We start from the raw sequence: 26,668 nt of genomic DNA, 5'->3' as shown, positions 1-26,668 counted from the left end.
CCCTAGTTCAGGAGGCAAACTGGCCCTAACCCGCTCCGCCCGGCCTGCCTAAACCGGTATCAATCCCCGGCTTAGGACCGGGAGCCTTTGCGTCTCACTTAGGAGCATTCGCCATGAAAATGACCACCGAGGAAGCCTTCGTCAAAACCCTGCAAATGCATGGCATTCAGCATGCATTCGGGATCATCGGCTCTGCCATGATGCCAATTTCGGATATCTTCCCGCAGGCTGGAATCACCTTCTGGGACTGTGCCCACGAAGGCTCCGGCGGCATGATGGCGGATGGTTACACCCGCGCCACCGGTAAGATGTCGATGATGATCGCCCAGAATGGCCCCGGCATCACCAACTTCGTGACCGCCGTGAAAACCGCCTATTGGAACCACACTCCCCTGCTGCTGGTGACCCCGCAAGCGGCAAACAAGACCATCGGTCAGGGCGGCTTCCAGGAAATGGAACAGATGCGCATGTTCGCAGACTGCGTCTGCTACCAGGAAGAAGTGCGTGACCCCTCTCGTGTTGCCGAAGTTCTGAACCGCGTCATCATGAACGCCAAACGCGCCTCTGCTCCGGCGCAGCTGAACATCCCACGCGACATGTGGACCCAGGTTGTCGACATCGAGCTGCCCGCGATTGTCGAATTCGAACTGCCTTCCGGTGGTGAGACCGCGGTTGCTGACGCGGCGGCCCTGCTGTCGGGCGCCAAGAACCCTGTCATCCTGAACGGTGCTGGTGTGGTTCTGTCCAAAGGCGGCATCGCAGCCTCCAAAGAGCTGGCCGAGCGTCTGGACGCCCCGGTCTGCGTTGGCTACCAGCACAACGACGCCTTCCCAGGCAACCACCCGCTGTTTGCAGGCCCTCTGGGCTACAACGGCTCCAAAGCCGGTATGGAACTGATCAAGGACGCAGATGTTGTTCTCTGCCTCGGGACCCGCCTGAACCCCTTCTCCACCCTGCCAGGCTACGGCATGGAGTACTGGCCGACCGAAGCCAAGATCATCCAGGTGGACATCAACCCTGATCGCATCGGCCTGACCAAGACAGTCTCTGTCGGTATCATCGGTGACGCCGCCAAAGTGGCACAGGGCATCCTGGCGCAGCTGAGCGATACCGCTGGCGACGAAGGCCGCGAAGAGCGCAAGGTACGCGTCTCCGAAGCCAAGACCCGCTGGGCGCAGCAGCTGACCGAAATGACCCACGAGGACGACGATCCGGGCACCACCTGGAACCAGCGCGCCCGTGACGACAAGCCGGAATGGATGTCGCCCCGCATGGCATGGCGCGCGATCCAATCCGCACTGCCAAAAGAGGCGATCATCTCCTCCGACATCGGCAACAACTGCGCTATCGGCAACGCTTACCCCTCCTTCGAGGAAGGTCGTAAGTATCTGGCCCCCGGTCTCTTTGGCCCCTGCGGCTATGGTTTGCCAGCGGTTGCCGGCGCCAAGATCGGCTGCCCTGACGTTCCGGTTGTCGGCTTCTCGGGCGACGGTGCCTTCGGCATCGCAGTGACCGAGCTGACCGCCATTGGTCGCGAAGAATGGCCCGCCATGACCCAGGTTGTTTTCCGCAACTACCAGTGGGGTGCTGAAAAGCGTAACTCCACCCTGTGGTTCGATGACAACTTTGTCGGCACCGAGCTGGACCAGCAGGTCTCCTACGCCGGTATCGCCAATGCCTGTGGCCTGAAAGGCGTTGTTGCCCGCACCATGGACGAACTGACCGCCGCATTGAACCAGGCGATCAAAGATCAGATGGAAAACGGCATCACCACCCTCATTGAGGCCATGATCAACCAGGAACTGGGTGAGCCCTTCCGCCGCGACGCGATGAAGAAGCCTGTTCGTGTAGCAGGCATCGACGCTGCAGACATGCGCGAGCAGCAGGTCTGATCCCATGACACTGCCCTTTGATCTCTCCATGGGCCAAGGGGCATATCTGGCCGCCGCATTATTTGCGGCGGCCTATATCCGGGGCTACTCCGGCTTCGGCTTTTCCGCGATCTTTATCATCCTGGCAGCACTCACCACCAATCCGCTGCCCCTGATCCCGGTCATCTTTTCCTGTGAAATCGCAATGACACTGTTCCAGGCGCGCGGCATCCGCCCGCATGTGGATTGGTCCCGAGTCTGGCCTCTGTGGATTGGGGCCGGGCTGGCCACTGTGCCGGCAGTTGCAGTGATGGCCCGCCTCGGCGAAGACCAGGCGCGTCTGGCGATCTCCGCGATCATCCTCTTCCTTAGCCTTGTTCTCCTGAGTGGCTGGCAGCTGCGCCAAACCATCGGCACAAAAGGTAATCTGGCGGCCGGGTTCGTTTCAGGCATGGTCAACAGCGCAGGCGTGGGCGGGCTGCCCGCTGCGGCTTTCCTGACCGCTCAGCCGCTGGCCCCTGCCGTTTTCCGTGCGGTGATGATTGTCTATCTCACCGGCATCGACGTGATGGCGCTGCCGGTGATGGCCGCCAATGGCCTGGTCGGCACCGACACTCTGACCGGTGTTGCGATCGCCTTCCCGATCCTCGGGGCCGGTGTCTGGGCCGGAGGCCTGCGCTTTTCCTCTGCCTCTCAGGCCCAGTTCCGCCGTGTGATTGTCATCATGCTCACGCTCTTTTCCATCCTAAACATCGTCAAGGTTGCCGCATGACCCAAGCTCTGTCTCCTTCAGCTCTGCTCGGCCAGACGCCTGCATCCTCGCGCGCTGTGATCGCTCTCAGTGAAGGGAGTGATCCCCGCATTGTGGCTGGCGCCATCAAAGCACGCAGCCTTGGATTGGCCGATATCGTACTGGTCGGTGCAACCGCGGAAGTCGAAGCTGAGCTCAGCGCGCAGGGCACTTCCTCCGGCCCCGGCCTCACCATTCAGGACCCTGCCAAATCCCCCTTCACTTCCGATTTTTCCAAATCCTTCCACGCATTGCGCAAACATAAGGGTATGACACCTGAAAAGGCAGCGGAAATGGTGCAAGACCCCCTTGTCTTTGCCGCCATGCTCGTGCGCGAAGGCCATGCAACCGGGACCGTAGGTGGCGCTGTCGCCACCACTTCGGATGTGGTGCGGACCGCCCTTCAGGTGATTGGCAAGGCCCCGGATGCCGCGATGGTTTCCAGCTTCTTCCTGATGTATCCCCCAAAAAATGCAACCGCGCACAGTCGTGCCATGCTCTATTCAGACTGCGGCTTGGTCATTGATCCTAGCGCAGAGGATCTGGTTGCCATTGCCAGCGCCTCTGCCCTGTCTTGCCAAAACCTCCTGCGGCAGGAACCAAAGATTGCGATGCTCTCCTTCTCAACCAAAGGCAGTGCACGCCATCCGGCGGTCACCAAGGTAAGCGAGGCCACCGCAGCGCTGCACCAAACACGCCCGGAGTTGCAAGTCGACGGCGAGCTTCAATTCGATGCGGCCTTTGCCCCAGAAGTTGGTGAGAAGAAATCTCCTGGCTCCAGTGTGGCAGGCCAAGCCAACGTGATGATCTTCCCTAATCTGGATGCCGGCAATATCGGCTACAAGATCAGCCAGCGCCTGGGCGGCTATAGCGCCATCGGACCCATTCTGCAGGGACTGGCGCAGCCAGCCAATGACCTCTCACGCGGCTGTAGTGCAGAGGATGTGGTGGAGATGATTGCCGTAACCGTGTTGCAGGCACAAAACGCCGGATCATAGCCAAGCATTGCAGCCCTCATCGCGAACAACTGCGCCAAAACATCAGAAAAACCGAAATCAAGTTTCGCAAAACCATCAAGACACAGAAAATTCTCGCGAAATCCAGCTAAGACGCCTAGCCTGCGCCAACGCGACGAACAAGGAAACCCATGGCCATTTCACCGCCACATACAGACGCCAAGATTGTAGCCAGAGGGACTGCCAATCTGAAGGCAAAGGCTCAGGAGCTTTTCCCCGGTGTTGCAATGGCCATCATCGTGGCAGTCACCGCGCAGTTCCTGGCTGAGCATTACGCGACTCCGGCGATGCTGTTGGCCCTGCTGTTGGGGATCGCGGTGAGCTTTCTGGGAGAAGAGGGCAAGACCGTACCCGGCATTTCCTTCTCCGCACGTACCTTGCTGCGGCTGGGCATTGCCTTTCTTGGTGTACGCGTTTCCATGACCCTGATGATGGGCCTGGGATGGGATCTTATTGCGCTCGTAGTTGGTGGGGTTGTTGCCACCATTGGATTTGGCCTGCTGGTCGCGCGTTTCTTTGGTCACAAATGGCGCTTTGCTCTGCTCACTGCCGGCTCGGTTGCAATCTGCGGTGCTTCGGCAGCCATGGCCATCAGCGCCATCCTGCCGCGCGACGAACGCTCTGAAGAGCGCCTGATCTTTACCGTCATGGGCGTCACCGTGCTGTCAACCATCGCCATGATTGCCTATCCGATCCTGGTGAATTTCCTAGAGCTGAACGCGACCCAGGCTGGCGTATTTCTGGGCGGTACCATCCATGACGTGGCTCAGGTGGTCGGCGCCGGCTTCTCGATTTCAGAACAGGCGGGCGACAGTGCCACCCTGGTTAAGCTGATCCGGGTGGCCATGCTGGCCCCTATTGTTCTGGTAGCCTCTCTGGTGATCCGCTCCTTTGCCGAGCTGCCAAGTGATGGCAAGCGCCCGCCGCTACTACCTGGCTTTGTGGTCGCCTTCCTCGGTCTGGCTGGTCTCAGCTCCTTTGGTCTGATCCCAACTGCACTTAGTGAATTCCTCAGCCAGTCATCGCGCTGGCTTCTGCTCATCGCAATCGCCGCGGTGGGCATGAAAACCAACCTGAAACAGGTGCTGGCCGTGGGTGGAGCGGCCATTGCCCTGATCATCGTAGAAACACTGTTCATTGCCGGGCTGATACTGGCAGGGATCACGGTTCTGACCTGATCCAGAAAGAACAGGCAAGGGAGGCCAGATGACGTTCCAGCAACCCCGGGTGGAGACATCCCCAAAAGTGTCGGACGAGGTCCGTCAAACTACCTGTTACATGTGTGCATGCCGCTGCGGCATCAATGTGCATATGAAAGATGGCAAGGTCGCCTATATCGAAGGCAACCGCGACCACCCGGTCAACAAAGGTGTGCTTTGCGCCAAAGGCTCAGCTGGGATCATGCAGGTCAATGCACCCTCTCGCCTCAAGGCACCGCTGAAACGGGTCGGCCCGCGCGGATCTGGTGAATTTGAGGAGATCTCCTGGGACGAAGCGCTGGAGATCGCGGCGGGCTGGTTGGAGCCAATCCGTGAGGATGACCCCTCAAAGTTGGCCTTTTTTACTGGTCGCGACCAGTCACAGAGCTTCACTAGCTTCTGGGCGCAGAATTTCGGCACCTGCAACTATGCGGCCCATGGCGGCTTCTGCTCGGTCAATATGGCGACCGCCGGCATCTACACCATGGGCGGTGCCTTCTGGGAGTTTGGACAGCCCGATTGGGATCACACCAAACTCTTTATGCTGTTCGGCGTTGCAGAAGACCACGACAGCAACCCGATCAAGATGGGTATCGGCAAGATCAAAGCGCGTGGTGCGCGTGTGATCGGCGTCAACCCGATCCGCTCTGGCTACAACGCAGTTGCCGATGATTGGGTTGGAATCACACCGGGCACTGACGGGCTGTTCATCCTGTCGCTTGTCCACTGCCTGATGAAAGCCGGCAAGATCGATCTGGAGTATCTCTCGCGCTTTACCAATGCGCCGGTGCTGGTCAATCAGGACCCGAACTCACCTGACAAAGGTCTGTTTCTGCGCGACGATCACGGCGCGCCGCTGGTGATCAACCGCACCACAGGAAAGCTCGCGCCCTTTGATATGCATGGTGTACGCCCCGATCTCGGCGGTAGCTTTGAGCTGGACGGTATCAAACATATCACCGTCTTCCAGCTGATGGCCGAGCGCTATCTGAAGGACGAATACGCCCCTGAGGCTGTGGCAGAGCGCTGCGGAATCCCTGCGAAACGCATCCGTGCCATCGCCGCCGAACTCGCCCGCGTTGCCTTTGAAGAGGCCTTTGAACTCGATCAGGAATGGACCGATTTCCGTGGCGAAAAGCACGAGAAAATGGTTGGTCGCCCGGTCGCCATGCACTCCATGCGCGGGGTTTCGGCCCATGCCAATGGGTTCCAGACCTGCCGTGCCCTGCATGTTCTGCAGATCATCCTCGGCACGGTTGAGGCCCCTGGCGGGTTCCGCTTTAAGCCACCCTACCCCAAGCCGGTCGAAGCACACCCAGCCCCCCATTGCCGGGTCACCCCCAGCAAACCGCTGGATGGCCCGCACCTGGGCTTTGTGCATGGTCCTGAGCATCTGGCACTGAAGACCGACGGCAGCCCGGCCCGAATCGACAAGGCCTTCACCTGGGAAAACCCGATGAGCTCCCACGGGCTCATGCATATGGTGATTTCCAACGCCCATGCAGGCGATCCCTACAAGATCGACACCCTGTTCATGTATATGGCCAATATGTCCTGGAACTCTTCCATGAACACCAAGGGTGTGATGGAGATGCTGACCGACACGGATGAGAACGGCGATTATGTGATCCCCCGGATCATCTACTCCGATGCCTATTCCTCCGAAATGGTGGCCTATGCGGATCTGATCCTGCCTGACACCACCTATCTGGAGCGCCACGACTGTATCAGCCTGCTGGACCGCCCGATCTGTGAGGCGGACGGGGCCGCGGATGCGATCCGCTGGCCGGTCATCGAACCAGACCGCGATGTGCGTGGCTTCCAAACCGTGCTGGTGCAACTTGCCAACAAGATGGGGCTTCCGGGCTTTACCCGTGAAGACGGCACCGCCAAATGGCAGGACTACGCAGATTACATCGTCAACCATGAACGCAAGCCAGGCATTGGCCCCTTGGCGGGCTTCCGTGGTGAGAACGGTGACAAGGTCGGGCGTGGTGAGGTCAACCCAGAGCAGCTCGACAAATACATCGAGAATGGCGGCTTCTTTGTGGAACATATCCCGGATGAGGCAAGCTATTATAAGCCCTGGAACATGGCCTATCAGGATTGGGCGGTGAACCTGGGTCTTTATGACAGCCCGCAACCCTACCTGTTCCAGCTCTACTCAGAGCCAGTGCGCAAGTTCCAGCTGGCAGCAGAGGGCCATGGCGAACGCCAACCACCCGAACATCTGCGCGAGCGTCTGAAAGAGACCATGGATCCGCTGCCGATCTGGTATGAAACCGATCAGACCGGCAATGAAGGCTTCACCGTCAATGCGCTCACTCAGCGTCCGATGGCGATGTATCATTCTTGGGGGACACAGAATGCTTGGCTGCGCCAGCTGCATGGGCGCAACCCGCTTTATGTGCCGACCAAGCTGATGCGTGAGCATGGGCTGCAGGACGGTGACTGGGCCAAGGTCTCCTCTCCGCATGGGTCGATCACGGTGCCGGTGATGGAAATGGCGGCGCTGAACGACAACACCGTCTGGACCTGGAATGCCATCGGCAAGCGCAAAGGCGCCTGGGCCCTGGAAGAGGATGCACCCGAAGCCACCAAAGGCTTCCTCTTGAACCATCTGATCCATGAGCTGCTGCCCGCGCGAGGGGATGGTATGCGTTGGGCCAACTCTGACCCGATCACCGGTCAGGCGGCCTGGTTCGATCTGAAGGTAAAGATTGAAAAAGCCGGTGCCCCGGAAGAGATCGCAGAAAGCCAACCCGCTTTCCCGGCTCTCAAATCCCCAGTTGGTACCGGGCCCAAAGAGCTGAAGTGGAAGGTGGGCAAATGATCTCAAGGATCACCCCAGCTCTGAGTAAGTCTGCTAAAAGGGACACTGGCCGCATCCATTTGAAAACGGACGCGGCCAGCAAAAAAGCGGCCCAACACCAGGGCCGCCCAGAAAGGTTAGCCTTTAACAATGCGGCGACGCAGACCCAATCCTCCGATGGCACTCAGCAGCAGCAAAAGGCTCGCTGGCAGTGGCACGGCGGCAAGGGTCACATTGTCCAACCCAACGACTTCGGTAAATCCACTGGTGCTCTCAGTCTGGATCCGAATCTCGGTCACATTTGTCAGAATGTTCGTCCAGGTGCTCTGCGACACGCCAAAGGTGCTGGCGGAGAACCCAATCGAGGCCGTTGCCCAGGTGGAACTCGGGTCTGGACCAATGATGTCGAGGCCAACCGTCTGGCCACCACCGCTCACCCGCAGAAAACCGAAGCTGCCAAAAAGAGAGCCGCCGGACGCAGGCACGGTACGGATGTAATCGAGCGAGAAATCGCCCCCGTCAAAGCCCGAAAGATCACCGGTCCATCCGTTGCCGAACACCGCATGCATCCAGGTGCTATTGGTGTCATCAAGCGAAAGCCAAGCATCCGAGGCGCCACTGGGCCCACCAGACGGCTGAACTACGATGGCAGCCCCATTGTCAGCGGTCCCTCCAGGTTGCTGAGCACCGGAAGTGCCAAATACCCGCCAGCCGTTGAGGCCAGAGGAAAAATCTTCGGTAAGGGTCGTCGCCCCCACCGAACTGCCGCCAAAAAGGCAGAGTGTTACAATGACTGTCTTCAAAATATTCATCTGGAATTCTCCATTCACACAATAACCCACGCGCAAGAAGCTAGAGAGCCCCTCGCCTTCGGACAAGTAATGAATCCAGCAAGCCCCCTCACCGGACGGAGCCAGATATGACGGAACTTCCTACCACCACCGACCGCAAGATGGGTCTGGTCATTGATCTCGATACCTGTGTTGGATGTCATGCCTGCGTGATTTCCTGCAAAGGCTGGAACACCGAAAACTACGGGGCCCCACTTAGCGATCAGGACGCCTATGGCGGGGATCCGTCAGGCACCTTCTTGAACCGGGTGCATAGTTTCGAGGTGCAGCCCGACGAGGGGCACGCCCAATTGATCCATTTCCCAAAATCTTGCCTGCACTGTGAGGACGCGCCCTGCGTCACCGTCTGCCCCACCGGCGCCAGCTACAAGCGAGTTGAAGATGGTATCGTGCTTGTCAACGAGGACAATTGCATCGGTTGCGGACTCTGTGCCTGGTCCTGCCCCTATGGCGCACGGGAACTCGATCTGGCCGAAGGCGTGATGAAGAAATGCACGCTTTGTGTGGACCGGATCTACAACGAGAACCTGCCCGAGGTGGACCGAGTCCCCTCCTGTGTGCGCACCTGCCCCGCGGGTGCCCGGCATTTTGGTGATCTGGGCGACCCCAATAGCGATGTTTCCAAACTGGTGGCAGAGCGCGGCGGTATGGATCTAATGCCCGAAATGGGCACCAAACCCGTGAACAAATACCTGCCACCGCGTCCAAAAGACCAGATCGAAGATCAGATCGATGTCCTTGCCCCGCTGCTCGCACCCGTCACTGAGGAGGCAGGCGGCTTTATGGGCTGGCTCGACAAGGCACTTGATAAACTACCGGGAGGAGCTTCCTGATGCATCCCGCACCATCAGTTATCCTTTTCACCACACTTTCAGGACTTGGCTTTGGCCTCTTGGCCTATCTGGGGCTGGGCTTCCCGCCGGTTACTGGCTGGGTCGCCTTTGTCTTCTACGCCATCGCCTATGGGCTGGCGGTTGGCGGATTGCTGGCCTCGACTTTTCACCTTGGCCATCCAGAACGTGCCTGGCGTGCTTTCACGCAGTGGAAGACCAGCTGGCTCAGCCGTGAGGGCGTCTGCGCTGTTGCCGCACTCCTGGTCATGGGGCTCTACGCCATTGGCGCCGTATTCCTGGAAACCCACTGGACGCTTCTTGGTCTCATTGGCGCGGCCCTCAGCATTGCCACCGTCTTCACCACTTCGATGATCTATACGCAGCTGAAGACCATTCCGCGCTGGAACATGTCCGTGACCCCGGTCATGTTCCTTTCCTTCAGCCTGTCGGGCGGTGCCCTTTTGGCAGGACAAGAGAGCCTGGCTCCTTGGCTTTTGCTGGCTGCGGGCGTTGTCCAACTGGCCTATTGGCACAAGGGGGATCAAGCCTTTGCCTCCTCTGGGACCACCATGGGAACAGCAACCGGCCTGGGAGATCGAGGTGCAGTGCGCGCCTTTGAACCGCCCCATACCGGCAGCAACTACCTGCTGCGGGAATTTGTATATGTGGTTGGCCGCAAACATATTCAGAAACTGCGCGGCATCGCTTTGATCCTGGGCTTTATCCTGCCAATCCTGTGCCTTTGGCTGCCGACGGAATCGAGCATGGCAAAACACCTGATGGCCGCTGTTGCCGTGCTTGCGCATATTGCCGGCATCATGGCCTCACGCTGGCTGTTCTTTGCCCAGGCAGAACATGTTGTTGGCCTATACTACGGCAAACGCTAAAAATCACAGCGAAACGTTGAATGACAGAGCGCCCCATCTGGGCGCTCTTTTTTCCTGTTACCTGTCACAACCTGCTGCGCCGCTTCGTCTTCTTTGCATGTCACCAAACAGGAGAAGACAATGACAGCCCGCATCGACCATTTTTCGGTTGCCCCAGATCTGATGAAACCCATGCTCGCGCTGGAAGAAACCATCGCCAACAGCGGTTTGGAGCATAGCCTGATCGAATTGGTGAAACTCCGCGCCTCTCAGATCAATCACTGTGCCTTTTGCATTCATATGCATAGCCATGACGCACGCAGGCACGGGGAAAGCGACACCCGCATGCACCTGCTGAATGCCTGGCGAGAATCCTCTCTCTTTTCACCGCGTGAATGTGCAGCGCTTGGCTGGACCGAATGTCTGACCGAAATCAGCACCAAAGGAGCGCCCGATGAGATCTACAAAGAGTTGGCCAAGCACTTTGACACCCGCGAACAGGTGGCGCTGTCCCTCTTGGTGACCACGATCAACGCCTGGAACCGCCTCGCTATAGGTTTTGCAATTCCACACCCCGCTGAGGGTGAAACCGCTGCAGCGTGAGAGGTGAAAAAAAAGGCCCCGCAGGATATGCGGGGCCTTAGTCAAATTGATTTGGGTCGCAAAAGGTTACAGCAAACCAGCATGCGCCATGGCGGCGTCGATGGCGGCCTTGGTGCTTTCCTCAAGGCCAGTGAGCGGAGAGCGAACCTCTTCGCTGCAAAGCCCCAATTTGCTGAGACCATATTTGGCACCAACCAGGCCTGGCTCGATAAAGATCGCCTCATGCAGCGGCATCAGCTTGTCCTGATACTCCAGCGCCTTTGCATAGTCGCCCGCAAGGGTTGCGGCCTGGAACTCAGCGCAGAGTTTTGGCGCCACATTGGCGGTCACGGAAATGCACCCGACGCCACCATGGGCATTAAAGCCCAGCGCAGTCGCATCCTCGCCAGAAAGTTGGACAAAATCTGCACCGCAAGAAGCGCGTTGCTGGCTGACCCGGGCGATATCACCAGTGGCATCCTTAACGCCAATGATACGTGGCAGTTTGGCCAACTCACCCATCGTCGCAGGGGTCATATCCACAATGGAGCGACCGGGGATGTTGTAAATGATGATCGGCACATCGGCGCAGTCATGGGCTGCCTGAAAATGTGCCAGCAGACCGCGCTGTGTCGGCTTGTTGTAGTAGGGGGTCACAACAAGGGCCGCATCGGCGCCAACCTTCTGCGCGAACTCAACAAAGCGAATCGTTTCAACGGTATTGTTGGAGCCTGCACCGGCGATGACCGGCACGCGACCAGCTGCAGCCTTGACCACCTCGGCAATAACCGCCTCATGCTCATCATGGGTCAGGGTTGGGCTTTCACCGGTTGTTCCAACCGGCACCAAAGCGCTGGACCCTTCGGCAATATGCCATTCGACCAAGCGTTTAAGCGCATCCAGATCCAACTCGCCGTTATTGAACGGAGTGACGAGGGCTGGCATAGAGCCTTTGAACATGGGCACGCTCCTTTAGCATCGGGATCTGACAGGCGGAGGCCTGCCTTGAAATGGACATGACCAGATTTTGAGTTGATACTGGCCCTGCACGAACTATCGTCAATGCCTCTATCCTTTGAAGGCATTAAAAAGCAAGTCATGACACGCATTCTAACTCTTATATCTCTGCTGCTTTTCAGCGCATTGCCCCATCAAGGTGCCGCGCGCCCGCTAGAGGACGCGCTGGCACTGATGCAGAGCGAGAAATGGAATGAAGCACTCACCACGGCAGGGGGTGAAGGCACTGTGGCGCGGGATATCGTGGAATGGCACCGTTTGCGCGCGCGACTTGGCTCTGCTGGGGATGTCATGATGTTCCTGTCCCGCAGGCCAGACTGGCCCGGGCTGCCCTATCTCCGGCGCCGCAACGAGCCCCTGATAGCGGCAGAGCCTCATGATGTGGTGCTGGAATTCTACAAAGACGCAAAGCCGCAAACCGCTGAAGGGGCGCTGAGCCTTGCGCGCGCCTTGATTGCGCGCGATGAGCGCGGCAGTGGAGAAGCGGAACTGGTTCTGGCCTGGCATACCATGCCAATGGGGAGCGCAATCCAAGAAGCCTATCTGAAGGATCACGCAAAGCTCCTGGCCCCCCATCACGCGGCACGGGTGGATCGCCTTTTGTGGGACAGTCATGATGTCAGTGCGGGTAGGATGTTGCCCCTCTTGCCCAAAGGCCAGCGCGCCCTGGCAGAAGCACGTCTCGCGCTGCAAGAGCAAGCCAATGGGGTTGACGCTAAAATTGCTGCGGTTCCGGCTGAACTGCAAAAATCAGCCGGCCTTGCCTATGACAGATTTGCCTGGCGTGACAAAAAGAAGCGCCGCGATTCCGCAGTTGAGCTGATGATGGCGCGCAGTACCAGCGCTGAAAGCCTTGGCGAGCCGGAAAAATGGCTACGCCGCCGTCGCGATATGGCGCGCCAGTTGATGCGCGACGGCAAGAACGAACAGGCCTACCAACTGGCCGCGCATCATTTCTCCACTCCGGATGCCGGATATGGCTATTCTGATTGTGAATGGCTGGCAGGCTATATCGCGCTCCAGAAGCTGGATGACCCAAAGCTCGCGATCTATCATTTTGAACGGTTCCTGGCCTCCATCGAGACGCCAATCTCGATAGGACGCGGCGGTTACTGGCTGGGCCGGGCCTATGCGGCACTTGGTGAAGTAGACAAAGCGCATGAGGCCTATGCCAAGGCGGCGGAGTATCAGACCTCCTTTTATGGGCTCCTGGCAGCGGAAACCCTGGGGCGTGGCTTTGATCCAGCGCTTGCTTCCCCCCCCAAGCTGCCGCCCTGGCGCAGTGCGGCCTTCCTGAACTCTTCTGTCACCGAAGCGGGGTTGCTTTTGCTGCAAGCGGGTGATGTCACCCTGGCAGAACGGTTCTTCACCCATCAGGTCGAAAGCCTGCCACCGGTACAGGCCCGACAGCTGGGCCAGATGGCAGTCGAGCTGGGCGAGCCACATCTAGCCGTCATGATTTCCAAACGTGCAGCCCGCGCTGGATTGGAACTGGAGGGGGCCTATTTCCCGCTGCATCCGGTGGCAAAAAAGAACCTCCCGATGGCGACAGAGATGACCCTGGCAATCGCGCGTCGCGAGAGCGAATTTGACCCGGTTGTCATCAGCCATGCAGGCGCGCGCGGGCTGATGCAAATCATGCCCGCCACGGCAAAGCTGGTGGCAGGTGAGCTGGGGATCCTTGCCAATCACCAAACAAGCCGCCTGACTCAAGAATGGGACTACAATGCAAAGCTTGGCAGCCAATATCTGGCCAAACTTGCGGGGGACTTCAGCGGCAATGTAGTGATGATGGCAGCCGGGTATAACGCCGGCCCTCATCGCCCGACCCGTTGGATGGAACGCTATGGCGACCCTCGCGGCGGCACGCCTGAGATTGTCGATTGGATCGAGCACATTCCCTTTAATGAGACCCGCAACTACGTGATGCGAGTCACCGAGAGCCTACCAGTATATCGCGCACGCCTTGGGAAGGAGCCGTTGCCAGTGCCCTTCTCAAAGGAATTAGCTGGCAGTACGCTTGCGGCTTTCGCGCCATAGGGTGAACAGACCCGCAGCAATAATGATGGCCGCTCCGGTGGCCACATTGATGCGGATGACTTCACCAAAGACCATGACCCCCAAGATGGCAGCCCAGATCAGGTGGAAATAGGCAAAGGGCTGCACCGCCCCGGCCTCGGCCACCTCATAGCATTTGATCAGCAACCAGTGCCCGGTCACCCCAGAGACGCACAAAAGCGCCATCCAACCCCAGTCTCCCCGGCTCATCGGCTCCCAGAACCAGATGCCTACAGCAGTCATGAAAACCATCCCGGCGACCCCGGTCCAGAAAAAGCTGGTGGCGGTACTATCCCGGCGCGCCGCATAGCGTGTGATCAACCCGTAGACCGCAAACATCAATGCAGAGACAAAGGGGATGATCGCAGCAGGGTCGAAAACGCCAACGCCGGGCTGTAGAATAATCATCACCCCGATCAGGCCAACCCCAATAGCGGCCCAGCGCCGCCAGCCGACTTTCTCACCCAGGACCGGCCCGCTGAGTGCAGCCACCAAGAGCGGATAACAGATGAACACGGCCTGGCTTTCGATGAGGCCCAGAATGGTAAAGCCATAGACCGCAACGCAGATTTCACCGACCAGCAACACGCCCCGGAATATCTGCAGCCACAATTGATCGGTGCGGGCCGTTTCACGGATGCCACCCGGTGCACGCATCGCCAGAAAGACCACAAATGCGGCAAAGAACCAGTAGCGTACCATGACCACCATATAGGTGTTATAAGTGCCTGCCAGATGGCGCGAAATCCCATCCTGTAGGGCAAAAACAATTGTCGCCCCGATCATCAGGAGGATGCCGAGTGTCACATTGTTTGTCTGGCCTTTGCCGGAACTTTGACCTTGTTCCAGGGCCTGCGCGTTGCTCATGCCAATTCCGCTTTCGTCATATGCCGTTTGCGCCCATAGCCGGGAATGCGGGTGACGGCAAAGCCCGCCGCTTCAAGCCCTCTGCGTACAAAACCCGCAGCCGTATAGGTGGCTGCCGATCCGCCCGGACAGGTATGATCCGCCACCGATTGCAACAGATCCTCTTGCCATAACTCCGGGTTCTTCGCGGGTGAGAACCCGTCCAGAAACCAGGCATCTGCCTTACCTGCCCACTCTGGCAGCGACATGCGCGCGTCGCCAATGACAACCTCGAGCTGCAGGTTCCCCAGATCACAGTGCCCTTGCCCTGACCAGTGTTCCAAAAAACGCTCAGCCCAAGGCGTGATGGCAGGAAAAGCGTCCAGCGCTTTTGCCATTTCATCCGGCGTCATGGGAAAGGCCTCAAAACTGGTGAAATGCAGTGTTCCGCTCTGTCCAGACTGCTCCCAGGCCCGCCACACAGCAAGCATGTTCAGACCCGTGCCAAACCCCAATTCAGCAATCTGGAACCCAGGAGTAAATCTGGCTGGCAGGTCATTGCCCGCAAGGAAAACATGCTCAGTCTCTGCCAGGCCATCCTGGATCGAAAAATAAGGGTCGTCGAATTGATCGGAGACCGGAATCTTACCATCGCGCCATGAAAGGCGGGCCTGCTGGTCTGCCATGCTAATATCCCTTATGTGAAGAGCCGGATCGCGCGCGAGACTGGCGAAAGGGAAAGAAAATGGCAATGGCAGATGTAACAGTCAGAGGGGCGGGCGCCTTTGGGCTCTCGATTGCCTGGGCCTGCCTCAAACGTGGCGCAAGGGTCCAGGTGGTTGACCCCTATGGCATAGGCTCCGGCTCCAGCGGCGGCTTGGTTGGCGCCCTGGCCCCACATGTACCCGAAAATTGGAACGCCAAAAAGCAGTTCCAGCTGGAAAGCCTGCTGATGGCACAGGAGTTTTGGAGCGCTGTAGAAGAGGTCGGCGGAGTTTCCACGGGCTATGGCCGCACCGGTCGCCTGCAGCCGCTAAATGATGCCCGCGCGCTTGAACTTGCCCGCCAGCGTGAAGTCACCGCGCGCGATTTCTGGCAAGGGATGGCAGAATGGCGGGTGTGCAAAGCCGAGGAACTTGGCACCTGGTGCCCGCCCAGCGCTACCGGCTTTGTGGTGCATGACACGCTGAGTGCCCGCATGCACCCCCGCCGTTGTGGCGCTGCCCTGCAAGCCGCCCTGTCGGTACACGGGGTTGAGGTTCAAAGCGAAGCTCCTGATCAGGGTAAGGTTGTCCATGCCACGGGGTATCGGGGCTTGTTGGAGCTATCTACAGTCTTTGGCAAATCCGTCGGTAATGGTGTCAAAGGCCAATCCGCACTCCTGCGCTTTGACGCCGGAGAAGTACCGCAGCTCTACGCCGATGGGTTGCACATCATTCCCCATGCGGATGGAACCCTGGCGATAGGCTCCACCAGCGAGCGCGATTTTGATGATCCCTCCAGTACTGACCAGCAGCTTGAGGACGTCATTGCCAGGGCCTGCACCGCCCTCCCACTTTTACACGGGGCAGAGGTCATCGAACGCTGGGCAGGCGTGCGCCCCCGCGCCAAGACCCGCGCGCCATTGCTCGGAGCTTGGCCGGACAAGCAAGATCACTTCATCGCCAATGGCGGCTTCAAAATCGGCTTTGGCATGGCGCCCAAAGTGGCAGAGATCATGGCAGACCTCCTTTTGGAAGGCCAAGACAATATCCCTGAAGGGTTCCGGGTGGAAGATAACCTCTAGGAACGGTTCCTCCTTTGACCCTACTTTTTAGGATACCACTCTCGGACCTTTGGCGGAAGGATCTTTGGTGGGTCAAGGGCGGCGCAGCCGCCGCGCAAAATGCGTGGTTTACCCTTGAGGCACCAAAGATCACATCACAATCAAATTGGCGCTTTTAAGAGCAGCCCTGCTCTTAAAACGCTTCTCAGCCCAATTCCTTTCGCCGCGCCAGCGGCGCCGGGCCCAAGTCCCTAATCTGTCCCAAAGGGGCAGCTTGGGACGCGGGAGCACATTGCCTTCTTTTGCATCAGATCTTTGCCGCAGCACTTGCCTGCATGCATTGCCGCCCATCCGGTCCGCGCACCCAGAGTGATCCGTCTTTGATGCAAAACTCCGCCTCTTCGAAATGCATCAAGGGTGAAGTTGCCCGAAAAGAGAATTCTCCCAAGGTTCCTAGGTGCTCCTCTGCCAGCAACATCAGATGCTGCGCCAACAAGGGTCCGTGAACCACCAGCCCGGCATAGCCCTCAACCTCGCGCGCATAGTCAAGGTCATAGTGAATCCTGTGCCCGTTGAAGGTCAGCGCCGAGTAGCGAAACAACAAAGTGGAGCCAAAGCTCTTTTTCACACAGGTAGCCTCATCCACTCTGGCTTTGGGCGGAACTAGTGGCGGTGCATTAGGGTCCGGATCCTCGCGATAGACCAGATCATGCCATTCTGTCAGACAGAGGCGCTCCTGTTGCCAGATTTCATGACGCAGAGTGACAAACCCTAGCAAGCCACTGCGGCCGTCCTTTTGGGTGCAGCTTTCCAGGGTGGAGCGTTTATCAGCCTCTATTCCCGCCAAAAGAGGCTGCTCAAACCTCAACCGCCCCCCGGCCTACATGCGTCTTGGCAGCCCCAAATTCGGAATGATGCCACCTGCTGCCAAACTGGGGTGCCCATCGCGCCCCAATAAGTCAGGAGGCTGTGGAGTCCAGAAATAGAGCTGGTGGAAAAAGGGCGGCAGTGCAGCACCCATCGTAACATCAGGCTCCCGCCCCAGCGCGATTTGAAAAGCCGCAGCCCGAGCAGGGTCTAGAACATCCTGAACGCGAGTTTCGAACTGCGCCGATAGGTCCAAGTTTTGCGAAAGAAAGGTGCCATTCATTTGCGCAGATTAGAGTTTCTACGTGCAAGAGCAAACCCTTCAGTGATGTCCGCTTATTCTTGGATCTCTTTCCTAAGCTTCTGCATCAGCCGCTCCAATGTAGAAGCATAGTGATCGCTCAACAGACGGCCGTCTTCCGAAAAGGCCTCCCCTGAACCAGCCAGATGCACTTCGGGGCCGGTGATCAATCGCGGCTGAAAAGGCGTCAGGAAACCACGCAACACCATCTGCGCCCTCTCCCCGCCCGCACGACCGGCAGCGGCGGACATCACTGCGACCGGCTTCCCGTCCCAGGGATTGCCCTGGGTCCGGCTAACCCAGTCGAGCGCGTTTTTCAGAACTCCAGAAGGACCTTTGTTGTACTCCGGTGTCGAGATCACTACCGCATCCGCCTGAGCGATCTGATCCGCGAGGGCCTGCACCACGCTCGGCACCCCGTCACGGGCCTCATCATCCCCATCATAAAGCGGCAACCTCAGATCCGCTTCCGTCATCTGCGCCAATCCAAACAGTCGCACAGCTTCACGCAAAAGCTTGCGGTTCGTTGCCTCCGCGCGCAAGGAGCCAGAGATCGTGAGCAGTTTCGGATCAGCCATTGTCATCTCTCCGTTTAGAATGCTGTTTCACACAGCAAAGATCTAAGAAAATTACCTGAACAGAAAACCCGAACCACCGCGCAAGTCATGTGCAACCCTGCGGAAGCCCCTGCAAAAAAGAACAGACCCGCTTTTCAGAGAGAAATGCGGGTCCTTTTTCGTTCAGGCTCTGGACTGCACTATCCTGCCTGGGGAATGATCACCACTTCGACCCGACGATTGCGGGCCTTGCCTTCAGGTGTCAGGTTCGAGGCAACCGGCTGCTCTTCACCCAGGCCAATAATCCGCAACCGGTGATAAGGTACACCCCCGGCCTGGATCTGATCTGCAACCGCATTGGCGCGACGCTCAGAGAGGCCCTGATTATAAGAGGCATCGCCATCACTATCCGTATGGCCAATGACCTGAACTGTGCTGTTTGGATAGCGAACCAGACTACCGGCAACGCTCCGCAAATCCGCCTGCACCACCGGGGAAATCGCGGCACTATCGGTGGCAAAGGTCAGATCATTTGGGAAGGACAGGATCAACCGGTCACCAGTGTTCACGATCGAGATGGAGTCATTTGCCAGCGACTGCCGCAGCTCTCGCTCCTGCGCATCCAGCTGATTGCCAATCACGCCACCAGCGGTTGCCCCCACCAAGGCACCGGTGACAGCCCCGAGCCCCCGATCAGAGTCATTGGCGATAGCGCCGACGCCCGCGCCAATGATGCCACCCAAGATGGCCCCGCGCTGGGTGTTGCTGTCTGGCGTACCGATGGTGGCTGGGTCCGTACAGGCGCTCAGGCCAAACAACGCGCAAACTACACCAGCGCTCGTGATTTTCTTAAGGGTCATTTCAAAACCTTTCTGCTCTGCCGCTCCTATGGGGCGGTTCGCTCTCTGGTTTTTCTGATTTTTCCCGCTTTGACCAGAGCGGTCGAACTTCCGTGCGTTACTGCGCGAAATACTGCGCACCTCTCTTCACAGACATAAGCCTGTTATTTTTACCGAAACCACAACCATTGGTGCAATCCTTGGGCTCACACCAATTGTGCCATCTATTGGTCTTCACTGCGCGCAGACTCATAGGCAAGCATCGCCCGTTTGACCGGTTGCCCCCAATGATAACCGCCGATACCGCCGGATTTTTTCAGTGCACGGTGACAAGGGATCAGCCAGCTGACTGGATTTCGCCCCACGGCTGTGCCCACAGCCCGCACCGCTTTTGGCGCACCGATTGATTTGGCGATTTCCGAATAGGTGGTGACATGGCCGTTTGGGATATTCAACAAAGCCTCCCAAACCTTGAGTTGAAGAGGTGCCCCAATCAAATGAAGCATGGTCTCGCCTTTGCGAGAAAACGCAGCTTCAACCATGGGGCGGAGTGCCATCGGGTCTTCGACGAATTCGGCCAGCGGCCAGCGCGCGCGCATATCAGCCATGGTGGGTTCGGCGCCAGTCTCAGCGGCAAAGCCCATGCCGCAGATCCCCTTGACCGTCCCCATAACCAACGCCAGCCCAAAGGGGCTATCAAACCAACCCCAGAGAATTTTCAGTCCCGCGCCTTTGCGGGCATATTCACCGGGGCTCATCGCCTCCCAACGCAGGAACAGATCATGCAGGCGGCTGGACCCGGACAGTCCAACCGCATGGGCGGTTTCCAGGGTCGAAAACCGATCTCTCAAAAGCGTTTTGGCATGTCCCAACCTCAGATACTGTTGATACCGCTTGGGTGAGACCCCAACCCAGGCAGAAAACAGGCGCTGGAAATGAGCGGGACTCATTTCCATCCGCCGGGCGAGCTCTTCCAGAGAGAGGTCATCCCCCCCCTCATCAATGAGGTCGATAGCACGCCGCATAACACCATAGTGGTAGCTGTTTTCCTGTTCCTGAGGCTGGACGTTCATCACCGATCTCATTTGCTGTTGCTTGCCTCATACCATAGGCGCAGCCACCAACAGCAGGCGACCCGAAACTTGCGAAAAGCGATTGCGCCAGAGCAGAGAGCTGATCAGAAATTTCGGCCAGGAGCCATAAACGATGCAGGTGCATGGCATTCGACACTCCGCTGTGGCCAATGAGCAAAGCAGAAAGCCCTTGTAAACCAGCGCTGCGCTTTGTCGTTGCAGCAGGCAAAGAAAAACAGCCATAAGGCGCGGTATGGCAAAGCAACTCGACTATCATACACTGCGCGAGATCTTCACGCGGTTTCAGGCAGCTGAACCAGAACCCAAGGGTGAGCTGGAGCATGTCAATGTCTATACGCTGGTTGTCGCTGTGGCACTTTCTGCCCAGGCGACCGATGCAGGCGTAAACAAGGCAACCCGCGCCCTGTTCGAAATAGCCGACACACCACAAAAGATGCTGGATCTCGGCATCGAAGGCGTGACGGACCATATCAAAACCATTGGCCTGTTTCGTCAGAAGGCCAAGAATGTAGCCAAGCTCAGCCAGATCCTGGTGGATGACTACGGCGGCGAAGTGCCAAACTCTCGTGCAGCCCTGCAATCCCTACCAGGTGTCGGGCGCAAAACCGCCAATGTGGTCTTGAACATGTGGTGGAAACAACCTGCACAGGCGGTAGACACCCATATCTTCCGGGTTGGTAACCGTTCAGGAATTGCACCTGGCAAGGATGTGGATGCGGTCGAACGCGCGATCGAAGACCATATCCCTGCGGATTTCCAACTCCATGCCCATCATTGGCTGATCCTGCATGGGCGCTACCACTGCAAAGCGCGCAAGCCGCAATGCGGCACCTGCTTGATCCGCGATCTCTGTCAATTTGAGGACAAGAACCTATGAAAACCTATGAAATCACCGGCATCGGAAACGCGGTTGTCGATGTCATCTCGCAAAGCGATGACAGCTTTCTCGACCTGATGGGGATCGAAAAAGGCATTATGCAACTGATCGAGCGGGAGCGCGGTGAGGTGCTTTATGCGGCGATGGAAAACCGGGTGCAAACTCCCGGTGGCTCTGTGGCCAATACCATTGCCGGTGCAGGCGCTCTGGGTTTGAACGCTGCCTTTATCGGGCGCGTACATGATGATGCCCTGGGGCATTTCTATGCCGATTCCATGAACGAGGACGGCGTTGATTTTGTAAACCCGCCAGTGGCTGGCGGGGAACTGCCCACCTCACGTTCCATGATCTTTGTCTCTCCGGATGGCGAGCGTTCGATGAATACCTATCTGGGCATTTCATCAGAGTTGAGCAGTAAGGATGTGCCTGTTGAAGTTGCTGGTAGCAGCAAGATCATGTTCCTCGAAGGCTATCTCTTTGACAAAGACAAAGGCAAAAGCGCGTTTATGGAAGCAGCGCGGGACTGCCGCAAGGGCGGTGGCAAATGTGGTATCGCCATCTCTGACCCCTTCTGCGTCGAACGTCACCGCTCCGATTTCCTGTCACTGATCGAGAATGACCTGGATTTCGTAATCGGCAACGAAGATGAGATCCGCTCCCTCTTTGAAACCGAAGAGCTGGAAGCAGCGCTGGCAAAAACCGCCGCAATCTGCCCACTGGTTGTCTGCACGCGCTCCGGAGATGGCGTGACCGTGATCAGCGGCGAGACCCGTCACGATGTCCCAGTGAACAAAGTTGTACCGGTGGACGCCACCGGTGCCGGAGATCAGTTTGCAGCGGGTTTCCTCTTTGGTCTGGCGACGGGCCGTGATTTGGAGACCTGCGCAAAGATTGGCAATGTCTGCGCAGGCGAAGTGATCAGCCATATCGGTCCCCGCCCAGAAGCCAATATGCTGGAACTGCTGCGCGACGCTGGCCTGCTCTAAGAAATAGAAATCCCTGCGCGGGTGGGCTTCCCCTCATCCGCGCAGGCCTTGCATTGCATTTCCAGCAGCGTCATCGCTTGCGCTCAGCCGGAGCTTTCCACCACCGACAATGCCCGCTTCAGCAGGACCTCAAATCCTGCGCGCTCCTCCTGCGACAGACCTGCAAGCATCTCTGATTGCCTGGTCACATGGGCCTCAAGCACCCTGTCGATCAGCAGCAGCCCCTCTTCGGTCAATTCAATCAGAAAACTGCGGCTGTCATCAGGGTTGATAAAGCGCTGCACCATTCCATCCGCCTCTAGCCGCGCTATGCGGTTGGTCATGGTGCCAGAGGTCACCATGGTCGCTTTCAAAAGATCCCCGGGTGAGAGCCTATAGGGCGCACCTGCCCTCCTGAGAGTCGCCAAAACATCAAACTTCGCAGCATTGAGCCCAAAGCACGCAAAGTTCTTCTGCATGCCTTCCCCATAGGCCAGATAGAGCCGTGCCACACGGCCGATTACGCCCATAGAAGAGACATCCAGGTCCGGGCGTTCCTTTGCCCACTGCTGGGTTACAAAATCTACATGATCCATGCGCAGAGCATTGCAGATATTTTATCTTGACGTCAAGATTTTTACTCATATCTTGACGTCAAGATAAATGAGGAATCCAAAATGACGCGCACCGATCTTCTGATAACCGGATTGGCCCCTGCGATCTGGGGGTCCAGTTACATCGTCACCACCAGCCTGCTCCCCGGCCAATCACCGCTGCTGGTTGCCCTGCTCAGGGCATTGCCAGCGGGGCTTTTGCTGCTTCTTTTGGTACGTCAACTGCCACCCAACCGCTGGCTGCCACGGCTGGCCATTCTGGGGGCGCTCAATTTCTCACTGTTTTGGGTGCTTCTCTTTGTCTCCGCCTACAGATTGCCCGGTGGGGTCGCTGCCACACTGGGGGCAGTTCAACCCCTCTTGGTCCTGCTCTTTTCCGTGCCCATTCTAGGCGCGCAACTTCGACTAACTGCTGCCGCTGCAGCCGGGTTCAGCTTTGTTGGAGTTGCCTTATTGGTCCTAACTCCAGACGCCGAGCTGGATGCATGGGGTGTATTGGCAGGACTGGGGGGTGCTGCATCAATGGCGCTTGGGGTGGTTCTGACCCGGAAGTGGCAGCCGCCTGTCCCTCCGCTCACTTTTACAGCTTGGCAGCTTACCGCCGGGGGCCTCCTGTTGATCCCAGTCACAGCCCTGAGCCTAGAAGCCCTGCCAAGCCTGGACGCAGGCAATCTGCTAGGCCTCGCCTATATGAGCCTGATCGGCGGTGCCCTGACCTATATCCTGTGGTTTCGCGGAATAAGCAGGTTGGAACCTTCGATGGTCTCACTCCTGGGCGTTTTCAGCCCTCTGACCGCTGTGGCACTTGGCTGGATCTTCCTGAAGGAAGGGCTGACTGTGATGCAGGTCGCGGGGGCAATCCTAGCTTTGCTCAGCATCTGGTTGGGACAAAGCAAGCTGAGGCTTTGGCGCGAAAGTAGGGCACCAAAAGGCGCGATCAATGCCCCGGATTGATCGGAGGCCAAACTTGTTGTGCAGCAAGGCGATGGTCAGAGATGATCCCTGAATTCTTCCACAACGCGGGCATAGACCTCACGTTTGAAGGGTACAATCTTCTCCACCAATTGATCCACCGGCTGCCAACACCAATCAGAGAATTCAGGATGCTCGGTCTCGATGTCGATCTGATCATCGCGCCCGGTAAAGCGCATCAAGAACCATTTCTGCTCCTGGCCGCGATATTTACCCCCCCAGAACTTTGGTACCACATCATGCGGAAGGTCATAGGGTAGCCATCCCTTACTCTCCGCTATGATCTCAACCAAATCAGAGGAAACGCCGGTTTCCTCTTCCAGTTCCCGCAGGGCCGCCAGCTGAGCGTCTTCGCCTGCATCAATCCCCCCCTGTGGCATCTGCCAGGCATCCTTGTACCGGTCCTTGCGCTGCGCCACAAAGACCTGCCCCGCAGAATTGATCATCATCACCCCAACATTGGGGCGATAGGGCAATTTGGCGATTTCCTCAGGCGTCATTCTTCCGTGCTCCAGGCATGTGAGACAAGTCCCTTCCTTTAGACCCCCTGCCGCTGGGGCATTCAAGGGGGTGACGCCGCGTTGCACAGTGACAATTCCCTGCGCGGGAGGTCATATTTACGTTAACGTCAAGGGAGAGTATTATGACTGTGTACCCAAACCTGCTTGCACCGCTGGATCTCGGCTTTACCACGCTCAAGAACCGGGTGCTGATGGGCTCCATGCACACTGGGCTTGAGGAAACCCGCGACTGGAACCGGGTGGCGGAATTCTATGCAGAGCGCGCCCGCGGAGAGGTTGGCCTGATGGTCACCGGCGGCATTGGCCCCAATCTGGAAGGCTCAGTTCTGCCCGGCGCCTCAATGATGACCACAGCAGAGGATGTCGCCAACCATAGCATCGTCACCCAGCGCGTTCATGACGCGGGCGGCAAGATCGCCATGCAGATCCTGCACGCGGGTCGTTACGCCTATGGGCCGAAATGCGTCGCCCCCAGCGCCATCAAATCGCCAATCTCTCCCTTTCCGCCGACCGAGCTGGACGAGGAGGGGATCGAAAAGCAGATCTCCGACATCGTGAATGCCGCCCGTCTGGCACAGGAAGCGGGCTATGATGGGGTCGAGATCATGGGCTCGGAGGGCTATTTCCTCAACCAGTTCCTGGTCACCCACACCAACAAGCGGGAGGACCGCTGGGGCGGCTCTTATGAAAACCGCATGCGCCTGCCCATCGAGGTGGTGCGCCGCACGCGCGAGGCGGTGGGAACAGATTTCATCATCATCTATCGGCTTTCGATGATTGATCTGGTGCCCAATGGTTCTACCCATGATGAGGTGGTGCAGTTGGCGCAGGAAGTCGAGAAGGCAGGCGCAACGATCATCAATACCGGCATCGGCTGGCATGAAGCGCGAATCCCGACCATCGCCACCTCTGTGCCCCGTGCGGCCTTTGCCTGGGTCACCAAGAAACTGATGGGTAAAGTTTCCATTCCGGTAATCACCTCCAACCGGATCAACACGCCGGAAGTGGGCGAGGAGGTGCTGGCCACGGGCTGCGCTGATATGGTCTCACTGGCCCGGCCGATGCTAGCGGATGCGCATTTTGTCGCCAAAGCCATGGCTGGTGAAGGGGCACGCATCGCACCTTGCATCGCCTGCAACCAGGCCTGCCTGGACCATACCTTTGGCGGCAAGCTGACCTCTTGCCTGGTCAATCCCATGGCCTGCCATGAGACTGAACTGGTTCTGGAAGAGGCCGCGCAGAAGAAATCCGTTGCAATTGTCGGTGCAGGGCCCGCCGGCCTCTCCACCGCACTTGCCGCCGCCGTGCGCGGACATCAGGTGACGCTTTATGATAAATCGGACGAGATCGGTGGCCAGTTGAACATGGCAAAGCAGGTGCCGGGCAAGGAAGAATTCTGGGGGCTTGTTGACTGGTACCGCACGATGGTGCGCGATGCCGAAATCTCTCTGGAACTTGGCCGTGCGGTGACAGCCGAAGATCTGACAGGTTTTGACGAGGTTGTTATTGCCACCGGTGTTTCCCCACGCGACCCCGAGATCCCCGGCCAAGACCGCGACAATGTGCTGAGCTACATTGACGTGCTACGCCACAAGAAACCCGTTGGCAAAAGCGTTGCCGTTATCGGCGCTGGGGGTATTGGTTTTGATGTGAGTGAGTATTTGCTGCATGAGGGAGTCAGCCCGGCTGAGGATCTGCCGACCTGGATGCGTGAATGGGGGGTTGCGGACCCTGAAGAGCATCGCTCGGGCCTTGCGCCGGAAGGACCCCGTCCAGAGGCACCCGCCCGCGAAGTCACACTGCTGCAGCGCAAGAAACAGGCCCATGGCAAGGGGCTGGGCAAAACCACGGGCTGGATCCACCGCGCAACCCTCAAGATGAAAGAGGTGAATTTTGTCGGTGGCGTCAACTATGAGCGCATTGACGATGAGGGGCTGCATTTGAGCTTTGGCGAAGCGCGGGAGAACCCCACCGTGATCAAGGCCGAAACGATTGTTCTTTGCGCCGGGCAGGTCTCGGATCGCAGCTTGGCTGACGATCTCGCAGCAAAAGGAATCTCCTGCCATGTCATCGGTGGTGCGGATGTTGCGGCCGAGTTGGACGCCAAACGCGCAATCAATCAGGGTACTCGTCTGGCCGCACAGTTTTAGGCACCACACTCAAATCGAGCGAATAGAAACGGGAATCTCCCGCGCCCGCAGGAGCCTCGGCTGCGCCGAAACCCCTTCTGTGGAACTTTGGCGTCTCAAGTAGAGCCCGTGTCCAGCATCAGGATATCCCCTTGCTGCAAGGGCCGGCGCGAGGGCGGGGAGATCACATCCTCATAGCCGCCCTGATCGGCGCCGCCGACCAGATAGGGCACATCATCTGCACCCTGCAAAAGCGCTTCGCGGCGGTAGGCGCGAAAGACCTCCTCCAGCGGCATGCCTGCCGAGACAAATTCCCGGCACGCGCTCGAATGTGGCGGAGCCTATGCCGCAGATATGGCGCACTTGGCGACCTCGGCCTCGGATTTCACCATGCGCAGCCCTGCACCAGAGCGGTGGCATCGCCGA

24 protein-coding genes and 1 pseudogene are annotated in these 26,668 nt (G+C 58.2%); 14 read left to right on the top strand and 11 right to left on the bottom strand.

Annotated features, from left to right (window positions below):
* Positions 1–113 precede the first annotated feature (113 nt).
* The 5 genes from xsc (at position 114) to RSK20926_RS00110 (ending at position 7,709) form a co-directional block, all read left to right on the top strand.
* The gene (gene xsc / locus RSK20926_RS00130) at positions 114–1,892 is read left to right on the top strand and encodes a sulfoacetaldehyde acetyltransferase (protein WP_008203551.1); all 1,779 of its coding nucleotides are present in this window, start codon (positions 114–116) and stop codon (positions 1,890–1,892) included.
* A 4-nt stretch (positions 1,893–1,896) separates the two neighbouring features.
* Entirely contained in the window at positions 1,897–2,643 is a 747-nt protein-coding gene (locus RSK20926_RS00125; protein WP_008203549.1) for a TSUP family transporter, read from the top strand.
* The gene (gene pta / locus RSK20926_RS00120; RefSeq protein WP_008203548.1) at positions 2,640–3,659 is read left to right on the top strand and encodes a phosphate acetyltransferase; all 1,020 of its coding nucleotides are present in this window, start codon (positions 2,640–2,642) and stop codon (positions 3,657–3,659) included. Before RSK20926_RS00125 ends, pta begins: the two co-directional genes overlap by 4 nt.
* Positions 3,660–3,808: 149 nt before the next feature.
* Positions 3,809–4,855, top strand: coding sequence for a YeiH family protein (locus tag RSK20926_RS00115; protein WP_008203545.1), 1,047 nt, complete (start codon positions 3,809–3,811; stop codon positions 4,853–4,855).
* 28 nt (positions 4,856–4,883) lie between these two features.
* Positions 4,884–7,709 (top strand): molybdopterin oxidoreductase family protein, encoded by a 2,826-nt coding sequence (locus RSK20926_RS00110; protein WP_037253140.1) that lies wholly within the window; start codon positions 4,884–4,886, stop codon positions 7,707–7,709.
* Between the two features lie 116 nt (positions 7,710–7,825).
* Here RSK20926_RS00110 and RSK20926_RS00105 read toward each other — a convergent pair whose 3' ends face one another.
* The gene (locus RSK20926_RS00105; protein ID WP_008203542.1) at positions 7,826–8,500 is read right to left on the bottom strand and encodes a VPLPA-CTERM sorting domain-containing protein; all 675 of its coding nucleotides are present in this window, start codon (positions 8,498–8,500) and stop codon (positions 7,826–7,828) included.
* 107 nt (positions 8,501–8,607) lie between these two features.
* Between RSK20926_RS00105 and RSK20926_RS00100 the strand changes: the two genes are divergently transcribed.
* The 3 genes from RSK20926_RS00100 to RSK20926_RS00090 all read left to right on the top strand — a co-directional run bounded on the left by RSK20926_RS00100 (position 8,608) and on the right by RSK20926_RS00090 (position 10,841).
* Positions 8,608–9,372 carry a 4Fe-4S dicluster domain-containing protein gene (locus tag RSK20926_RS00100; RefSeq protein WP_008203541.1) on the top strand — a complete coding sequence of 255 codons (765 nt, stop codon included), beginning with the start codon at positions 8,608–8,610 and terminating at the stop codon, positions 9,370–9,372.
* Positions 9,372–10,259, top strand: a complete 888-nt coding sequence (locus RSK20926_RS00095) for a dimethyl sulfoxide reductase anchor subunit family protein (RefSeq protein WP_008203539.1) — start codon at positions 9,372–9,374, stop codon at positions 10,257–10,259. The genes RSK20926_RS00100 and RSK20926_RS00095 overlap by 1 nt, the downstream gene beginning before the upstream one ends.
* 120 nt (positions 10,260–10,379) lie before the next feature.
* Positions 10,380–10,841: a carboxymuconolactone decarboxylase family protein gene (locus RSK20926_RS00090; RefSeq protein WP_037253135.1), complete on the top strand. Its 462-nt coding sequence runs from the start codon at positions 10,380–10,382 to the stop codon at positions 10,839–10,841.
* 66 nt (positions 10,842–10,907) lie between these two features.
* Here the strand turns inward: RSK20926_RS00090 and dapA are convergent, their stop codons facing one another.
* On the bottom strand, positions 10,908–11,780 hold the full coding sequence (gene dapA / locus RSK20926_RS00085) for a 4-hydroxy-tetrahydrodipicolinate synthase (protein ID WP_008203536.1): 873 nt from the start codon (positions 11,778–11,780) through the stop codon (positions 10,908–10,910).
* Positions 11,781–11,918: 138 nt separating this feature from the next.
* Between dapA and RSK20926_RS00080 the strand changes: the two genes are divergently transcribed.
* Positions 11,919–13,877: a lytic transglycosylase domain-containing protein gene (locus RSK20926_RS00080; RefSeq protein WP_037253133.1), complete on the top strand. Its 1,959-nt coding sequence runs from the start codon at positions 11,919–11,921 to the stop codon at positions 13,875–13,877.
* Here the strand turns inward: RSK20926_RS00080 and RSK20926_RS00075 are convergent.
* Together RSK20926_RS00075 and mnmD are read right to left on the bottom strand one after the other, a co-directional pair.
* Positions 13,842–14,762: a DMT family transporter gene (locus RSK20926_RS00075; RefSeq protein ID WP_008203533.1), complete on the bottom strand. Its 921-nt coding sequence runs from the start codon at positions 14,760–14,762 to the stop codon at positions 13,842–13,844. The two genes, RSK20926_RS00080 and RSK20926_RS00075, sit on opposite strands and share 36 nt — an antisense overlap.
* Entirely contained in the window at positions 14,759–15,427 is a 669-nt protein-coding gene (mnmD, locus tag RSK20926_RS00070; protein WP_008203532.1) for a tRNA (5-methylaminomethyl-2-thiouridine)(34)-methyltransferase MnmD, read from the bottom strand. Before mnmD ends, RSK20926_RS00075 begins: the two co-directional genes overlap by 4 nt.
* A gap of 59 nt (positions 15,428–15,486) precedes the next feature.
* Here mnmD and RSK20926_RS00065 point away from each other — a divergent pair, with 59 nt between their 5' ends.
* Positions 15,487–16,527, top strand: coding sequence for an NAD(P)/FAD-dependent oxidoreductase (locus tag RSK20926_RS00065; protein ID WP_008203530.1), 1,041 nt, complete (start codon positions 15,487–15,489; stop codon positions 16,525–16,527).
* 286 nt (positions 16,528–16,813) lie between these two features.
* Here RSK20926_RS00065 and RSK20926_RS00060 read toward each other — a convergent pair.
* From RSK20926_RS00060 to RSK20926_RS00045, 4 genes and pseudogenes are all read right to left on the bottom strand, one after another.
* Positions 16,814–17,656, bottom strand: a pseudogene (locus tag RSK20926_RS00060) (FAS1-like dehydratase domain-containing protein).
* Between the two features lie 53 nt (positions 17,657–17,709).
* Entirely contained in the window at positions 17,710–18,252 is a 543-nt protein-coding gene (locus RSK20926_RS00055) for an NADPH-dependent FMN reductase (protein WP_037253128.1), read from the bottom strand.
* Between the two features lie 179 nt (positions 18,253–18,431).
* The gene (locus tag RSK20926_RS00050; protein ID WP_037253126.1) at positions 18,432–19,091 is read right to left on the bottom strand and encodes an OmpA family protein; all 660 of its coding nucleotides are present in this window, start codon (positions 19,089–19,091) and stop codon (positions 18,432–18,434) included.
* A gap of 203 nt (positions 19,092–19,294) precedes the next feature.
* A complete protein-coding gene (locus tag RSK20926_RS00045; protein ID WP_037253123.1) occupies positions 19,295–20,143 on the bottom strand; it encodes a methylated-DNA--[protein]-cysteine S-methyltransferase in 849 nt (282 codons plus the stop codon).
* 253 nt (positions 20,144–20,396) lie between these two features.
* On the opposite strand from RSK20926_RS00045, the gene nth reads away from it, so the two are divergent.
* Positions 20,397–21,041 (top strand): endonuclease III, encoded by a 645-nt coding sequence (gene nth / locus RSK20926_RS00035; protein WP_008203519.1) that lies wholly within the window; start codon positions 20,397–20,399, stop codon positions 21,039–21,041.
* Positions 21,038–22,027 (top strand): adenosine kinase, encoded by a 990-nt coding sequence (locus RSK20926_RS00030; protein WP_008203517.1) that lies wholly within the window; start codon positions 21,038–21,040, stop codon positions 22,025–22,027. Before nth ends, RSK20926_RS00030 begins: the two co-directional genes overlap by 4 nt.
* Positions 22,028–22,110: 83 nt before the next feature.
* Here the strand turns inward: RSK20926_RS00030 and RSK20926_RS00025 are convergent, their stop codons facing one another.
* Complete coding sequence (locus RSK20926_RS00025; RefSeq protein WP_008203515.1) at positions 22,111–22,602, bottom strand: MarR family winged helix-turn-helix transcriptional regulator; 492 nt, start codon at positions 22,600–22,602, stop codon at positions 22,111–22,113.
* A gap of 81 nt (positions 22,603–22,683) precedes the next feature.
* Between RSK20926_RS00025 and RSK20926_RS00020 the strand changes: the two genes are divergently transcribed.
* Positions 22,684–23,574 carry a DMT family transporter gene (locus RSK20926_RS00020; RefSeq protein WP_008203513.1) on the top strand — a complete coding sequence of 297 codons (891 nt, stop codon included), beginning with the start codon at positions 22,684–22,686 and terminating at the stop codon, positions 23,572–23,574.
* Between the two features lie 35 nt (positions 23,575–23,609).
* Here RSK20926_RS00020 and RSK20926_RS00015 read toward each other — a convergent pair whose 3' ends face one another.
* Entirely contained in the window at positions 23,610–24,092 is a 483-nt protein-coding gene (locus RSK20926_RS00015; RefSeq protein WP_008203512.1) for an RNA pyrophosphohydrolase, read from the bottom strand.
* Between the two features lie 143 nt (positions 24,093–24,235).
* Here RSK20926_RS00015 and RSK20926_RS00010 point away from each other — a divergent pair, with 143 nt between their 5' ends.
* Positions 24,236–26,263: an NADPH-dependent 2,4-dienoyl-CoA reductase gene (locus RSK20926_RS00010; RefSeq protein ID WP_008203511.1), complete on the top strand. Its 2,028-nt coding sequence runs from the start codon at positions 24,236–24,238 to the stop codon at positions 26,261–26,263.
* Between the two features lie 95 nt (positions 26,264–26,358).
* On the opposite strand, the gene RSK20926_RS23090 is transcribed toward RSK20926_RS00010, so the two are convergent.
* A complete protein-coding gene (locus RSK20926_RS23090) occupies positions 26,359–26,538 on the bottom strand; it encodes a hypothetical protein (protein ID WP_008203509.1) in 180 nt (59 codons plus the stop codon).
* Positions 26,539–26,668 lie beyond the last annotated feature (130 nt).

The organism is Roseobacter sp. SK209-2-6 (assembly GCF_000169455.1).
Taxonomy (GTDB): Bacteria; Pseudomonadota; Alphaproteobacteria; order Rhodobacterales; family Rhodobacteraceae; genus Pseudophaeobacter.
This window is presented reverse-complemented; position numbering and strand designations above follow the sequence as displayed.

Excerpts from the sequence above, each read along its gene's own strand:
- xsc (WP_008203551.1), top strand. The coding sequence starts at position 114 with ATGAAAATGACCACCGAGGAAGCCTTCGTCAAAACCCTGCAAATGCAT.
- RSK20926_RS00125 (WP_008203549.1), top strand. The coding sequence starts at position 1,897 with ATGACACTGCCCTTTGATCTCTCCATGGGCCAAGGGGCATATCTGGCC.
- pta (WP_008203548.1), top strand. The coding sequence starts at position 2,640 with ATGACCCAAGCTCTGTCTCCTTCAGCTCTGCTCGGCCAGACGCCTGCA.
- RSK20926_RS00115 (WP_008203545.1), top strand. The coding sequence starts at position 3,809 with ATGGCCATTTCACCGCCACATACAGACGCCAAGATTGTAGCCAGAGGG.
- RSK20926_RS00110 (WP_037253140.1), top strand. The coding sequence starts at position 4,884 with ATGACGTTCCAGCAACCCCGGGTGGAGACATCCCCAAAAGTGTCGGAC.
- RSK20926_RS00105 (WP_008203542.1), bottom strand. The coding sequence starts at position 8,500 with ATGAATATTTTGAAGACAGTCATTGTAACACTCTGCCTTTTTGGCGGC.
- RSK20926_RS00100 (WP_008203541.1), top strand. The coding sequence starts at position 8,608 with ATGACGGAACTTCCTACCACCACCGACCGCAAGATGGGTCTGGTCATT.
- RSK20926_RS00095 (WP_008203539.1), top strand. The coding sequence starts at position 9,372 with ATGCATCCCGCACCATCAGTTATCCTTTTCACCACACTTTCAGGACTT.
- RSK20926_RS00090 (WP_037253135.1), top strand. The coding sequence starts at position 10,380 with ATGACAGCCCGCATCGACCATTTTTCGGTTGCCCCAGATCTGATGAAA.
- dapA (WP_008203536.1), bottom strand. The coding sequence starts at position 11,780 with ATGTTCAAAGGCTCTATGCCAGCCCTCGTCACTCCGTTCAATAACGGC.
- RSK20926_RS00080 (WP_037253133.1), top strand. The coding sequence starts at position 11,919 with ATGACACGCATTCTAACTCTTATATCTCTGCTGCTTTTCAGCGCATTG.
- RSK20926_RS00075 (WP_008203533.1), bottom strand. The coding sequence starts at position 14,762 with ATGAGCAACGCGCAGGCCCTGGAACAAGGTCAAAGTTCCGGCAAAGGC.
- mnmD (WP_008203532.1), bottom strand. The coding sequence starts at position 15,427 with ATGGCAGACCAGCAGGCCCGCCTTTCATGGCGCGATGGTAAGATTCCG.
- RSK20926_RS00065 (WP_008203530.1), top strand. The coding sequence starts at position 15,487 with ATGGCAATGGCAGATGTAACAGTCAGAGGGGCGGGCGCCTTTGGGCTC.
- RSK20926_RS00055 (WP_037253128.1), bottom strand. The coding sequence starts at position 18,252 with ATGGCTGATCCGAAACTGCTCACGATCTCTGGCTCCTTGCGCGCGGAG.
- RSK20926_RS00050 (WP_037253126.1), bottom strand. The coding sequence starts at position 19,091 with ATGACCCTTAAGAAAATCACGAGCGCTGGTGTAGTTTGCGCGTTGTTT.
- RSK20926_RS00045 (WP_037253123.1), bottom strand. The coding sequence starts at position 20,143 with ATGAACGTCCAGCCTCAGGAACAGGAAAACAGCTACCACTATGGTGTT.
- nth (WP_008203519.1), top strand. The coding sequence starts at position 20,397 with ATGGCAAAGCAACTCGACTATCATACACTGCGCGAGATCTTCACGCGG.
- RSK20926_RS00030 (WP_008203517.1), top strand. The coding sequence starts at position 21,038 with ATGAAAACCTATGAAATCACCGGCATCGGAAACGCGGTTGTCGATGTC.
- RSK20926_RS00025 (WP_008203515.1), bottom strand. The coding sequence starts at position 22,602 with ATGGATCATGTAGATTTTGTAACCCAGCAGTGGGCAAAGGAACGCCCG.
- RSK20926_RS00020 (WP_008203513.1), top strand. The coding sequence starts at position 22,684 with ATGACGCGCACCGATCTTCTGATAACCGGATTGGCCCCTGCGATCTGG.
- RSK20926_RS00015 (WP_008203512.1), bottom strand. The coding sequence starts at position 24,092 with ATGACGCCTGAGGAAATCGCCAAATTGCCCTATCGCCCCAATGTTGGG.
- RSK20926_RS00010 (WP_008203511.1), top strand. The coding sequence starts at position 24,236 with ATGACTGTGTACCCAAACCTGCTTGCACCGCTGGATCTCGGCTTTACC.
- RSK20926_RS23090 (WP_008203509.1), bottom strand. The coding sequence starts at position 26,538 with ATGCCGCTGGAGGAGGTCTTTCGCGCCTACCGCCGCGAAGCGCTTTTG.